The sequence below is a fragment of the Quadrisphaera granulorum genome, from assembly GCF_003149145.1.
Taxonomy (GTDB): domain Bacteria; phylum Actinomycetota; class Actinomycetes; order Actinomycetales; family Quadrisphaeraceae; genus Quadrisphaera; species Quadrisphaera granulorum.
Map to the genome: position 1 here is coordinate 134,553 of NZ_QGDQ01000005.1, position 12,405 is coordinate 146,957.

At 72.3% G+C, this 12,405-nt stretch carries 14 protein-coding genes; 7 read left to right on the top strand and 7 right to left on the bottom strand.

Annotation, left to right across the window (positions count from 1 at the left end; genetic code table 11):
- Window positions 1-146: 146 nt before the first annotated feature.
- Together BXY45_RS06115 and BXY45_RS06120 are read left to right on the top strand one after the other, a co-directional pair.
- Window positions 147-1,403: a CvpA family protein gene (locus BXY45_RS06115; protein WP_170131337.1), complete on the top strand. Its 1,257-nt coding sequence runs from the start codon at window positions 147-149 to the stop codon at window positions 1,401-1,403.
- The gene (locus tag BXY45_RS06120; protein WP_109773433.1) at window positions 1,393-2,088 is read left to right on the top strand and encodes a hypothetical protein; all 696 of its coding nucleotides are present in this window, start codon (window positions 1,393-1,395) and stop codon (window positions 2,086-2,088) included. The genes BXY45_RS06115 and BXY45_RS06120 overlap by 11 nt, the downstream gene beginning before the upstream one ends.
- A gap of 380 nt (window positions 2,089-2,468) precedes the next feature.
- Here BXY45_RS06120 and BXY45_RS06125 read toward each other — a convergent pair whose 3' ends face one another.
- The gene (locus BXY45_RS06125) at window positions 2,469-3,164 is read right to left on the bottom strand and encodes a HEAT repeat domain-containing protein (RefSeq protein WP_109773494.1); all 696 of its coding nucleotides are present in this window, start codon (window positions 3,162-3,164) and stop codon (window positions 2,469-2,471) included.
- 153 nt (window positions 3,165-3,317) lie between these two features.
- On the opposite strand from BXY45_RS06125, the gene BXY45_RS06130 reads away from it, so the two are divergent.
- From BXY45_RS06130 to BXY45_RS06140, 3 genes are all read left to right on the top strand, one after another.
- A complete protein-coding gene (locus BXY45_RS06130; RefSeq protein WP_109773434.1) occupies window positions 3,318-3,983 on the top strand; it encodes a DsbA family protein in 666 nt (221 codons plus the stop codon).
- Window positions 3,984-4,139: 156 nt separating this feature from the next.
- Entirely contained in the window at window positions 4,140-4,688 is a 549-nt protein-coding gene (locus tag BXY45_RS06135; RefSeq protein ID WP_109773435.1) for a VanZ family protein, read from the top strand.
- 37 nt (window positions 4,689-4,725) lie between these two features.
- Window positions 4,726-5,214, top strand: coding sequence for a YbaK/EbsC family protein (locus BXY45_RS06140; RefSeq protein WP_109773436.1), 489 nt, complete (start codon window positions 4,726-4,728; stop codon window positions 5,212-5,214).
- 36 nt (window positions 5,215-5,250) lie between these two features.
- Here BXY45_RS06140 and BXY45_RS06145 read toward each other — a convergent pair whose 3' ends face one another.
- The 4 genes from BXY45_RS06145 to BXY45_RS06160 all read right to left on the bottom strand — a co-directional run bounded on the left by BXY45_RS06145 (window position 5,251) and on the right by BXY45_RS06160 (window position 8,354).
- A complete protein-coding gene (locus BXY45_RS06145) occupies window positions 5,251-5,721 on the bottom strand; it encodes an SAM-dependent methyltransferase (protein ID WP_109773437.1) in 471 nt (156 codons plus the stop codon).
- 392 nt (window positions 5,722-6,113) lie between these two features.
- Window positions 6,114-6,929: an SDR family NAD(P)-dependent oxidoreductase gene (locus BXY45_RS06150; protein ID WP_109773438.1), complete on the bottom strand. Its 816-nt coding sequence runs from the start codon at window positions 6,927-6,929 to the stop codon at window positions 6,114-6,116.
- Between the two features lie 323 nt (window positions 6,930-7,252).
- Window positions 7,253-7,732, bottom strand: coding sequence for a GNAT family N-acetyltransferase (locus BXY45_RS06155; RefSeq protein ID WP_170131338.1), 480 nt, complete (start codon window positions 7,730-7,732; stop codon window positions 7,253-7,255).
- A gap of 52 nt (window positions 7,733-7,784) precedes the next feature.
- Window positions 7,785-8,354 carry a dienelactone hydrolase family protein gene (locus tag BXY45_RS06160; protein WP_109773440.1) on the bottom strand — a complete coding sequence of 190 codons (570 nt, stop codon included), beginning with the start codon at window positions 8,352-8,354 and terminating at the stop codon, window positions 7,785-7,787.
- A gap of 169 nt (window positions 8,355-8,523) precedes the next feature.
- On the opposite strand from BXY45_RS06160, the gene BXY45_RS06165 reads away from it, so the two are divergent.
- Entirely contained in the window at window positions 8,524-9,159 is a 636-nt protein-coding gene (locus tag BXY45_RS06165) for a cysteine hydrolase family protein (protein WP_109773441.1), read from the top strand.
- Window positions 9,160-9,253: 94 nt separating this feature from the next.
- Window positions 9,254-9,799, top strand: a complete 546-nt coding sequence (locus BXY45_RS06170; RefSeq protein ID WP_146211103.1) for a hypothetical protein — start codon at window positions 9,254-9,256, stop codon at window positions 9,797-9,799.
- Between the two features lie 59 nt (window positions 9,800-9,858).
- Here the strand turns inward: BXY45_RS06170 and BXY45_RS06175 are convergent, their stop codons facing one another.
- The gene (locus BXY45_RS06175; protein ID WP_109773443.1) at window positions 9,859-10,815 is read right to left on the bottom strand and encodes a DMT family transporter; all 957 of its coding nucleotides are present in this window, start codon (window positions 10,813-10,815) and stop codon (window positions 9,859-9,861) included.
- A 149-nt stretch (window positions 10,816-10,964) separates the two neighbouring features.
- The gene (locus BXY45_RS06180) at window positions 10,965-12,356 is read right to left on the bottom strand and encodes a DHA2 family efflux MFS transporter permease subunit (protein WP_109773495.1); all 1,392 of its coding nucleotides are present in this window, start codon (window positions 12,354-12,356) and stop codon (window positions 10,965-10,967) included.
- Window positions 12,357-12,405: the final 49 nt, after the last annotated feature.

Below are 12,405 nucleotides of genomic sequence, written 5' to 3' on the forward strand. Positions count from 1 at the left end.
ACAACTTCCTTGATCGTCAAGGGGGGAGGGGGAGGGGGACGGGTTCGGGTCCATCTTCAGGTTCTGCTTCAGGTCCGCTTCAGAGCCGACGCGCAGGCTCGGCGCATGGACATCGTCACGATTCCCCGGCCGTGCGGGCGGTCGCGGTGACTCCGTGGGCCTGGCAGGTGCTGCTCGACGTCGCCGTCGTCGTCCTCGTCGTGGCTGCGGTGATCCTCGGGGCGCGAGCAGGCTGGCGCAGCGGTGCCAGCCGCTCGGTGCTGTCGCTGGCCGGCCTCGTGGCGGGAGCTGTGGTCGGCCTCGCGCTGTCGGCGTGGTGGGTGAGCGAGCAGCTGTCACCGCTGGTGCACCTGGTGCTCGTCGCCGCGTGCGTGGTCGGGGGCGCGCTGGTCGGGTCGGCCCTCGGCGGCGCCGCGGGCGACCTGCTCGGCCGCGGCCTGGCGCGCCTGCACCTCGGGCTGCTCGACAGGACCGCGGGGGCGGGCGTGCGCGCCGTGGTCGCGGTGGTGGTCTGCTCGCTGATGGCGGGGCTGGTCACAGCGTTCGCGCCGCCGTCCAGTGCGGTGGCCCGCAGCAGCGTCGTCGCTGACCTCGCCGACGTCGTGCCGCAGGCTCGCTCGCTGTCGGGAGTCGTGCCGCCGGCTCGCAGCGTGCTGGACGACGTCCGCGGCGTGCTGCCGGCCGGCGCCGGCGACGACCTGTTCGCAGTCGTCCCCGCAACGTCCAGCGCTGCGGTGGCGCCCAGCGAAGCGGTGGTGCGCCGGGTCGGTGAGGGGGCGGCGGCCAGCGTGGTGAAGGTGGTCGCGCCCACCTGCCGGGCCGACCAGCTCGCGGAGGGCACGGGCTTCTGGGTGGCGGCGAGCTCCGAGCAACCCTTCGTGGTGACGAACGCGCACGTCGTCGGGTCGGCCACGCGCGTCGTTGTCGAGGGGGAGCGAGGGCGGGAGGACGCTCGCGTCGTCGTCGACGATCGCGACGCCGACATCGCCGTCCTCGCGGTCTCCGGGCGCTCCGGTCCTGCGTTGTCGCTGGCCAGCGGCACCGCCGCCAACGGGACCCCCGCGGTGGTGCTCGGCCACCCCCTCGGCGGCCCGCTGACGGCGACGTCGGCCGTGGTGGTGCAGCGGCTGCCCGAGGTGGTCGAGGCCGACGGCACCGACGTCCTGCCCGGCAGCCGCGAGGCCTTCCGGCTCGACGCCGACGTCCAGCACGGCAACAGCGGCAGCCCGCTGCTCGACACCTCCGGCACGGTCATCGGCGTGGTCAACGCCGCCGGGCTGACCGGCCAGGGCACCGGTTACGCCCTCACGCTCGGGCCGCTGCGCACCGACCTCGCCACGGCCGCGGCGAGTGCAGGGTCGATGACGACGACGACCATCGGAGGAGCGAGCAGTGGCTGCTGACCAAGGCCGGTCTGACCCGCGCGACCTGTCCGACCCCCACGACCCGCTCGCCCAGCTGCGTGCCGACCGGGAGCGCCACCGCGCCGAAGAGCGCGAGGACGCCGCCCCGCCGCGTGACTGGCGCCACGACACCCTCGACCTTGACCTCGACGACGTGCGCGCCGCCTCTGCCGCCTCTACCGCTCCTACCGGGGCGGAGCCGTCGCGCGTGGTGGGTGGCACGGTCCTGAGGTCGCGCACCCACGGCGGCGCGTGGCGCGTCGTGCGACGGATCCGCGTGCCCACCGGACTGGTCGCTGGACTGGTGCTGCTGCTCGGCGCGGGCGCGACCAGCGCCGCCCTCGAGGGCGGCGGCTCGGGGACGTCGCCGCAGACGTCCGAACGGCAGACCGTGACGATGGACACGGGAACGTCGCAGCAGGGAACTGCGGAGGCCGGGACGGGAAAGCCGGGGACGACGGTGGGCGACGACGCTCCGGCGGACGCGCCAGCAGGACCAGCAGCGCCCGCTGTGCCAGGAGCTGAGCCTGCGCGCGGACCGGGGGTGGCCGGCCCCCGCGGCGCATCCGGCGGCGGACCGGGAGTTGATCCTGGCGCTGGACCTGCTGCCGGACCAGGCGCTGGGGCCGGCCCAGGCGCTGGACGGCCCGCAGGAGGCGGTGGCCCGGCGGGCGTCGGCCCCTGACCGTGTCTCGCGAGCGATCGCAGGCTGGGGACGCTGAAGACCGCGCTGGGGGCCATCAACGGGCTCCACAGTCCCCGACCGGAGTGCGCCGCGGTGCTTCGCCTCTTGACGAGACGTCGGCCGACGGTGGCGGGTTCGTCTGGGGACTTCCCGGCAGGCCCGCGAGGGCTCTCGGTGAGCCTGTATGTCCCCAGTCGGTGTGGGCAGACGCACGCGAACCCGACCGTGGTCGCTGAGTTCCGGTGTGAAGCCTCAGACCGGAACCCAGCGACCACGGTCGGTCAGGCGCCTCCGCCTACCTGACGCTCACTCGCTTGATCGTCGAAGGGGGCAATCATCGGGTGCCGACGGGTCGGCCGCGGGGATGCGCGGTGGGCCGATCAAGATTCGCCGTTGTCCGCGGGCTCCTCGCCGTCGGGATCGGCGGAGGCGTGCAGGGCTGCGGTCTTCTCGCGCCCGAGTGCGGTCGCGCGGTCGGCCACTGCGATGTCCGCGGCAAAGGCGACCTCGGGACGGCGCAGCAGGAGCAGCGCGGCGGTCGCGTGCTCGGCCACCTCCGGCCGCGGGGAGGTGGCCGAGCGCTCCAGCACCGGCTCGACCTCCGGGGCGAGCCGCAGCATGGTGCGACTCAGGCTGCGCTTCACGTCGTCGTCGCCGCGGCCCAGCTGCTGCGCGAGCAGCTCCGCCGCAGCACCACGCTCGGCCTCCGGCGCCAGCGCTGCGACGGCGCGCCAGGCGGCGCGCGCGACGTCGTCGTCGTCATCGGAGACCAGATCCAGGGTGATCCACGGATACGCCTCGGCCGCCCCGACCTTCGACAGCGTGTGCAGCGCCTGGGCGCGTGCTTGCGGATACGCGCTGAAGAGCTCGCGGCGCAGGCGCGGCAGGGTGAGGTCGGCGGGAAGCCGCGTCAGTGCCCACGTGAGCGTGTCGCGCACGAAGGGGTCGGGCTCGGCGGCGCACCGCTCCATGAGCACCTCCAGCAGCTCCGGCATCGGGTGCGTGCCCAGCGCCATCGCCGCGCGCAGCCTCACCGACACGTGCGTCGACGCCAGCGCGGCTGCCACCGCCTCCATGTCCACCACGACCACCTCCGGTTGGCAGTCAACGCCCTGGCACCGTGTCAGCGTCAAGCCGACACGGATGTTGGCGACGGCCCACCGGGAATAGTTGAGTCTTTAACTACCTTGACGGTGACGACCGCCGACGACCCCCGGAGGAGACCGCTCATGAGCGACACAACCAGCACGACCACGACGACGACGACCTCCGCGGCATCGCTGCCCCTGACCTACGTCTTCGACGCCTACTGCGGCTGGTGCTACGGCTTCGGCGCCTCCGTCCGCGAGCTGGCGCAGACCGCCGACGTGGACATCGAGGTGATCAGCGGCGGCCTCTTCAGCGGCCCTCGCGCCAGCTCCCTGTCCGCCCACCCGTACATCCCCGAGGCGAATGCCCGCATCTCGGCGCTGACCGGTGCGCAGTTCGGCCCGGGCTACCAGCGTGCGGTGGCCGACGGCACGCTCCACATGGATTCCGACGACGCCGGCCGCGGCCTCGTCGCGCTGAAGACCGTCGCCCCGCAGCGCCGCCAGGTGGAGCTCGCCGGGGCCCTGCAGCGCGCGTTCTACGTCGACGGGCTCAGCCTGTCCTCGCCGCAGACCTACCGGGTCATCGCCGAGCGCGAGGGGTTGGATGCCGACGCGCTGGTCGCGGCCTTCGAAGATCCGGCCACCGACGCCGCGGCTGCCGCCGAGCGCCAGCGGGCGCGCGCCCTCGGCGTGGACAGCTACCCCACGCTGCTCGCCCGCACCGACCGCGGACTGGTGAAGATCGGTAGCCCTGTCGCCGGAGTGGAGCACCTGCGTCAGGCCGTCGCAGCGCTGCGCGGCTGACTCTCCGCTCCTCGCCCTCCCGGCTCCCGGCTCCCCGCTGTCCGCCCTCCGCTCCCCGATCTCCGTTTCCGCACTGGCGGAGAACAGGGTCAGGTCGAGCCCGATCCTGGCCCCGATCTCCGCCGCGGCGGCCCTGTGACACCCCATGATCGCTGGGTGGACGTCTTCCGGTACCTGCCCGTGCCGCTGCTCCTGCTGGTGCTCACCGTGGGGCTGGTCGCGGCGGCGACTGCGGCGGTCCCCGGCATGCGCCGCGGAGACCGACGGGCGGCTGCGGTGGCCAGCTGCCGCGTGCTGCTCGCGGGTGCCCTCCTCGGGGTGCTCGCGTTGACGCAGGTGACGTCCTACGGCGGAGGCCGGGTCAACCTCGTCCCGTTCGCGAGCATCGCTAGCGAGCTTGGCAACGCCAACCCGCGGCTCGCCGTCGCGAACATCCTGGGCAACGCCCTGCTGTTCGTGCCCGTGGGGCTGCTGCTCCCCACCGCGACCGGGTGGCGCTGGAGCCGGAGTGCTGTCGCGGTGGTGGTGCTCGTCGTCGCCATCGAGCTGCTGCAGCTGCTCACCGGGCGCAGTGCCGACATCGACGACGTCATCCTCAACAGCCTCGGCGGCGTGCTCGCGGCCGTGCCGGGGGCCTGGATCGCCCGCCGAGCCTCGGCTCTCCCGCCGCGCGTGCGCACATCAGGGGCGAGAACCGGGGTGTGACGCCCCTGGACTGTGCACGTGCGCGAGCATCGCCGCCGTGAGCCAGTCCGCTGACCTTCCCGCCCGCAGCGTCGCCGTTCAGGAGGCCCTCGCGACGGCCGGCATCGACGCGGCCGTCAAGGTCCTTGACGACTCCGCCCGAACCGCCGCGCAGGCAGCCGCCGCGCTTGGCTGCGAGGTCGGCGCCATCGCGAACAGCCTCGTGCTCATCGCCGACGGCGCGCCGCTGCTTGTCATGACCAGCGGTGCGCACCGCCTCGATCTCGGCGTCGTAGCGGCAGCGATCGGCGCCACCGACGTGCGGATGGCCAAGCCTGCCGAGGTTCGCGACGTCACAGGCCAGGCCATCGGCGGTGTCGCGCCAGTGGGGCACCCGGCCCCGCTGCGCACGCTGGTCGACGAGGCGCTCGCCGCCCACCCGCTGCTGTGGGCCGCCGGTGGAACGCCGCACACCGTGGTCCCGCTCACGTTCGAGCAGCTGCTCGCCGTGACCGGCGGCGTCGCGACTCGCGTGGCGGCCGACTGATCAGCCGTCGCCAGGCGGTCGGAGGGAAACGGTGCGCTACTGGCTCCAGTAGCCCGCCATCAGCTCGTGGGACCACGCGGGCTGGAGCAGCGGCCCTCGAGGCGCGAACTCCACCATGTACGGCTTGATGTCGAGCACGGGAGTGTTGTCGATCGCGTCCAGTCCCTCCAGCCTGAGCGTCAGGCCGTCGACCTCCAGGAGACGGCACGTGGTGACCCCGATGCGGTTAGGCCGGCCCTTGGCGCGCTGGGCGAAGATGCCGACCTCGGGCCACGCGGTGTTGCCGCGGGGGTGGCGGGCTCGGGTCTGCACGCTGGCTGAATCGACGCGGTCGAAGAGGTAGACGACGTCGACGTGGCTGAACTCGCTGAGCCCAGCCAAAGCATCGGGCGAGAAGCGAGCGGCGTCGAGGGTGACGCTCGCCTGCACCGTGTCCCAGTCGTCGTCGAGAGGCTCCTTCCGCGTCGACTGGACCCAACCGATGGGGAGCACCTCAAAGCCGCTCATCGACCCAGGATTGCGCCTCAGTCTGCGAAAACGCCGGAGCCTTGACCGCTGGCGTCCGACTGATCAGCCTCTACCGAGCGTCGCGCTCGGCAGGTCGCTCGACCATGGCTGCCCCTCCACCTTGCCTCGGTCGGCCTTCGAGGGCGCCCAGAAGTCGTCGCCCGATGGCGGCGCCTCGGGCGACAGAACCGATGGGGACGGCGTCGGCGTCGCCTGCGGCGCACCGGGCAGCAGTGGCATTGCGACCCCGAGTGCGGCCACCGCGGCGCCAGCGGCCACGAGGCTGACCGCCCACCGTCGCCGTCGTCGTCCTGATCCATCACCGGAGCGCACGGAGATCACCCTCGCGACGGTAGATCGGGCCGCCGCCGCGCAGTGACCAGACGCGCCGGTCAGCCCTGCTGCGGCTGGATCCAGGTGGAGGTGGCGGCGAGCACGCGGGAGCCGTCGAGGTCTGCCAAGGACAGCCCCGCGAAACGGACGGCGGCCTCGGAGGTCTGCCAGCGGAACGTCGGGGAGACCGTGGTGGCGGCCTCGACGACGGTGCGGGCGGCGTCCTCCGGGGCCTGCGCGGAGGCGAACGCCGCCTGGGTCCGGGCGAGGTAGGCCTGCAGCTGCTCTTCGTACGGACCGGCGTGGCTGACGTCGACCGACTCCACGAAGTGCGACGCGACCGCGGCCGGCTCGACGATGCTCACCTGAACGCCGAACGGCGCGACCACCGGCGCGAGCGACTGCATGAGCCCCTCGACGGCGAACTTCGCCGCGCAGTACGCGTCCGCGAACGGCTGGCCGACCGCCCCGCCGACGCTGGTCACCGTGACGATCCGCCCACGGCCACGCTCCCGCATGCCCGGCAGCACCAACCGCGTCAGGCGCGCGACCGAGAGGTAGTTGGTCTCGAGCTGGGCTTGCAGGTCGGCGTCGCTCAGCTGCTCCAAGGTGCCGACGGCGCCGCGGCCGGCGTTGTTGACCAGGACGTCGACGTCGCCGGCGGCCTCCACGAACGCCGCTGCGCCGGCCGCGTCGGTGACGTCGAGGGCGCGGATGTCCAGGCTCACCCCGGCGGCGTCTGCGGTCGCGCGCAGGGCGTCAGCGCGCGAGGTGTCGCGGACGGTGGCGATGACGTGGTGCCCAGCGGCGGCGAGCTGCACCGCCGTATGGAGGCCGATGCCGCTGGAGGTGCCGGTGACGATGGTGGTGGTCATGGGCCGCATCATCGACGGGGCGGCTGGGAGGTCCGCGTCAGAAGGTGTTGGGCGGTCTCGTCGGGGTGCTCGCGCACGGCCGACCTGCCGTCGATCTGCCGCCTCCGCAGTCCCCACCTCAGGCCCACCGCTACGCCCGGTGAGCGGTTGAGGGAGCTGTGCAGACTTGGCCCCTTCAGTGTGACCACGTGGTCACCGCCAAGGGGCCAAGTCTGCACAGCGGCCCGCGAGGACCTCTGCACCGTCTTCTGCTGTCTGCGAGACCTCGGTCGACCTCTCGACGTCCCCGAGTGGGGGAGCCGAGACGGCCACCCGGCACAGTTTCAGAGGTTGTGCTCGTAGAGGACCAGCGATGGGTCGTCCTGGCGCTCCGCCTCGACGAAGCCGCCCCGCAGCAGCACTCGCTGCGACGCCCCGTTGCCTGCGCGCACCCGCGCGACCACCGCGGCCTGGCCCTCGACCCGACACAGCTCCACCCCGTGCTGGAGCAGGCGTCCGGCGTAGCCGTGGCCCCAGTGGTCCGGGGCCACCCAGTAGCCGACCTCCACGCGCCCGGGAGCCCGCAGCCGCAGTGACAGGAGGCCGACGCGCGCGCCCGTCTGGTCGCAGGCGATGAACCACCGCACCTGGCTGCCGGCCAAGGCCTCGCGCAACCGCTGCTGCAGGTACAGCTCGGTCCACGGCTGCCCGTCACCGATGAAGCGAACGACGCGCGGGTCACTCGCCAGACCGCGGAGGAAGTCGACGTCGTCAGGCAGCAGCGGCCGGATGTTCAGCTCGACGTCGGCAGGAGAGGGAGCCACGCGCCCATCGTCGTCGACCAGCAGGTGCGAACCGGGTGGGGGAGTGGGCCGGTCAGACGGCGGCGAGGAAGGCGCAGACGCGGTCCAGCAGGAGGGCGGCGGCCGCCGGGTCGTACGCGGGCAGAGAGCTGTCGGTGAACAGGTGCTCGTCACCGGGGTAGAGGAAGAGCTCTGCCGACGGCGTCGAGGCGGCCAGCTGCTGCGCCGCGGGGAGGTCTTCGAGGAAGAACTCGTCGCTCTCCTTGGCGTGGACCTGCACCGGCAGGCCCTCGGGCCAGGCCCCGCCGAACTCCGAGACCGGTAGGCAGGAGTGCAGGAGCAGCGCCCCGCGGGCGCCCGGCCTCGTCTGCGCGAGCTGCTGCGCGGGGATCACTCCCAGGGAGAAGCCCGCGTAGACAAGTCCTGGCGCCAGGCCGTCAGCAGCGGCTACTCCCCGCAGCCTCACCGCGTCGAAGCCCGTCTCTTGGACGTGCGCCAGGCCCTGCTCGATGGTCGCGAAGGTGCGGCCGTCGAAGAGGTCGGGCGTGTGCACGGTGTGGCCTGTCTCGCGCAGGGTGTCCGCGAACGCAAGGACCCCCTCGGTGAGCCCCTGGACGTGGTGGAAGAGCAGAACCTCGGCCATGACTGCCGCCCCCTCGTGATCAGCCCGACGCATCGCAGTCGTGGACACTAGTTCGATGAACTGGGAAGGCGCAAGAGATCGCAGCGATAGCTTGTGCTCGGTGTTCAGCGGGGTTGATGAGTGCGCCGCCATGAAGGAGCGCCCACGTCGAAACGGAGCCAGCAGCGCCATGACCGACTACACGAGCCTGAACCTCGCGCGCTGCGCGCTCGTCGTCATCGACGTGCAGGCCGACTTCGTGGACGGCGCGATGCCGGTACCCGGCACGGCAGAGCTTCTCCCGGTCTTCGAGCGGCTCGTCCAGGCATTTCGGGCCGCCGAGCGGCCCATCGCTCACGTGATCCGTTTCTACGAGCCCGGCGGTTCCGACGTGGACACCGTGCGGCGGGCCTCCATTGAGGCGGGGGCGGTGGTCGCGGCACCCGGGACCGCGGGTTCTCGGATTCCCGCTCGGCTCACGGATGGGCATGACGTCGAGCTGGACCATCGCACCCTGGTCGCCGGTGGCCTGCAGCACCTCGGTCCCCAGGAGGTGGTCATGTTCAAGCCGCGCTGGAGCGCCTTCCACCGCACGGCCCTGCAGACCTGGCTGGAGCAGCACGCGGTCGACTCGGTGGTGGTCGCCGGCTGCAATCTGCCCAACTGCCCCCGGGCGACGCTGTTCGACGCTGCCGCTCGCGACTACCGCACCGCCGTGGTGACGGATGCGGTCTCGCAGGTCACCGAGGAGCGGCTCGCCGACCTCCGCCTCATCGGCGTCAACCTCGTCACGACCTCCGAGCTGGAAGAGCTCCTCTCGGTGTAGCTGGCTGCTGGTTGCGCTATCGGAGGTGCAACGCGAGCTGAGCCTGGCGCGTCTCTGATCTGTGATCGCGAACCGGAGGCCCCTGGCGGCAGTGGTGACGGCCCTGGCGGGCCTGCTCGCCGTGACCGGGTGCGGCGGGTCGCCCGGAGGGGCGGCGGGTGGCGTGCAGACACTGGCCAAGGTCGACGGCCATCGGGCAGAGATGGCCATGCCGCCCAACACGTTCGCCGTGCTCGAGGTGGCGTACGACGCCGACACCGCCCAGCGCATGTGGCAGGACAACGTCCCCGCTGACCTCCCGACGCAGGACGGCGAGCCTCGTGACGCTGGCCGCTACGGCGACCTCTCGGATGTCGACTTCAGCCGGGAGGCGGTGGCCGTGTGGTCGAGCGGGGAGTCGGGCAGCTGCCCGGCAAGAGTGTCCGATGTGGAGCTGGACAGCGGCTACCTCGTCGTCACCGAGGACGACGACAGCGACATCGGCGGCGCATGCACCGCGGACTACAACTCCTACCGCGTACTGGTCGTCGTCGATCGCGCGGACCTGCCCGAGCCCGATGCCCTCGCGACGACGGGCGTCAGGATTAAGGACACGAGCATCGGCTCGCAGGTGCTGCTCTCGCTGTATCCCGTCAGCTGAGCGACCACCGCCCCGGGAGACCACCTCGCCGTCGTCGTCCGACGCGGAGCGGCCGACCATCAAATCCTGGCTGCCCTCCGCCGCGATGTCACCGTGCGGTGCAGTCCCTGCGACACCGCGATGCCAGTTAGTACGACGACGGCCCCCAGTGGCTGGTTCCACTGCACGTGCTCACCGAGCACCGTGACCCCGACCACCGCCGCGACGACCGGGGTCACGTACGTGACGCTGCTGGCGGTACTGGCCCCCGCGACAGCCACGATGCGGAAGTTCAGGACGTAGGCCACGCCCGAGCACAGCGCTCCCAGCGCCAGCATCGCGGCGACGACGTCGGCGGTGACGGGCGCCGTCGGCGTCGCCCCGGTGATGAGCAGCACCGGGGCCATCAGGCAGGCCGCCAGCAGCACCTGCGCGCTGGCCAGTGCCAGCGGCCCGTCGCCGGTGCCGGTCAGGTAACGCCGCGAGTAGGGAAAGGCGACTCCGTAGCAGGCCACCGCCCCCAGGCATGCCAGGACGCCGGCCAACTCGCTCCCGGCGAACCCTCGCCAGACCCCGAGGACGACGGCGACGCCGAGGAAGCCGATGAGCAGCCCGGCAGCGCGCTGGCGCGTGGGTCGCTCCTCGCGGAAGGCAGCCAGGATGACCACGAGAGTGGCCAGCGGGGTGGTCGCGTTGATGATGCCGGCCAGCACCGAGGAGACGCTCTGCTGGCCGATGGCGAACAGCGTGAACGGGACGGCATTCAGCAGCGTCGCCAGGACCAGCAGGTGAGCCCAGGTACGCGGGCTGCGCGGTAGGCGCGTGCGGGTGGCGACGACGATGATCAGTAGGCTCGCGGCTCCCAGGGCCAGGCGCCAGAAGGCGACCTGCACCGGGGTCAGGGCATCCAGGCCGATGTGGATGAAGGCGAACGAGCATCCCCACAGCAGTGCCAGCAGCGCGAAGGCGGGGATCCAGCTCTGGGCCCTCGTCGTTGTCCTCGGTGTCGCTGCGGGCGCGACGCGGTCAGTGATCATGCTTTGACGCTAGGGATGCAGGCCGTGCAGAGGCACTCCGCTTCGCGCCGTCCTCATCTGCAAGGCCCCTGCTCGTTGTCGAGAGCTTGGCGGTCGGACGCGCGGGAGAGGGGCGCGGTCGATCACGGCCACGCCCCTCGACGTGACCGTCAGGCGGGGGTGAGCGGAACCGTGCTGGGCTGCTTCCGCTGCAGCGGAACGTGGGCGTCTCCGGCAGGGGTTGCGCTCGTCCGGCCGGAGGGCAGGAAGGCTGCGAGCACGGCGGCGAGGAGCACAGCGCCCGCTCCCACGAGGATGGCCGGTACCGCCGCCGAGACGTAGCCGGTCGGGGTGAGCTCGCCGCCCGCGCCGGTGAAGACAGCGGTGAGGACGGCGATGCCGAGGGCCACGCCGATCTCGCGCAGCGTGGAGTTGGTGCCGGAGGCCTTGGCGTGATCGTCCGGGTTCATCGCCGAGAGGACGGCGGTGGACAGCGGCGCGAACGCCAGGCCCATCCCGAGGCCCGCAGCGATGAAGCCGGGCAGCATCGTGAGGTAGGAGACTCCGGCGTCCATGGTCAGCGCGATCTCGAAGAGCCCCGCGGACAGGAACAGCATCCCCGCCACGATGAGCGTGCGGGTGCCCACGCGCGGCGCCAGCAGTCCGGCGAGGGGTGCGATCACCATCGGCGCGAGCGTCCACGGCATGGTCGCGACGCCGGCCTCCAGTGGCGACTTGCCCTGAACGACCTGCAGGAACTGGATGAGGACGAACACCGCGCCGAACGCCCCGAAGCTGAAGGTGGCCCCGACGGCGTTGGCGAGGGAGAAGCTGCGGTCACGGAAGAGCCGCAGCGGCAGGAGCGGGTGGTCCGTCAGGGACTCGCGGACCAGGAAACCCGCGAGCAGCACGGCGGCTGCGACAAGAGCGGTGACCACCTGCACGCTCGACCAGCCGGCCTCGTTGCCGCGGACGATCCCGAACACCAGCGCCAGCACGCCCAGGCTGGCGAGCAGCACGCCGAGGACGTCGGCCCGCACCCGTGCGCCGAGGCTGTTGGGCAGCGCGAACAGCGCGAGGGGGATGGCGACGACGCCGACGGGCACGTTGATCCAGAAGATGGCCTGCCAGTTCCACCCCTCGACGACGGCACCCCCGATGAGCGGGCCGAGCGCCACGCCCAGCCCCGAGACGCCGCCCCAGATGCCGATCGCGAGGGAGCGGAACCTGTCGGCGACGCTGCCCACGAGCAGGGTCAGGGACAGCGGCATGATCGCCGCAGCACCGATCCCTTCGAGGGCCCGCGCGGCGATGAGCGCCGTCGAGTCGGTGCTGACAGCGCAGAGTGCGGACGCCACCGTGAAGGTGGTGATGCCGGCGATGAACACGTGCCGTCGGCCGTAGCGGTCGCCCAGGCCGACGGCCAGCAGCATGAGCGCCGCGAAGGCCAACGTGTAGGCGTTGGTGATCCACTGGAGGTCTTCCATGCTCGCGCCGAGCTCGGCGTGGATGACCGGCAGCGCGCTGGTCACGACGAGGTTGTCGAGAGTGGCCATGAACATCGGCAGGGAGGCCGCGACGACGGCGAGCCAGACCGGGACGTGCCGTGTG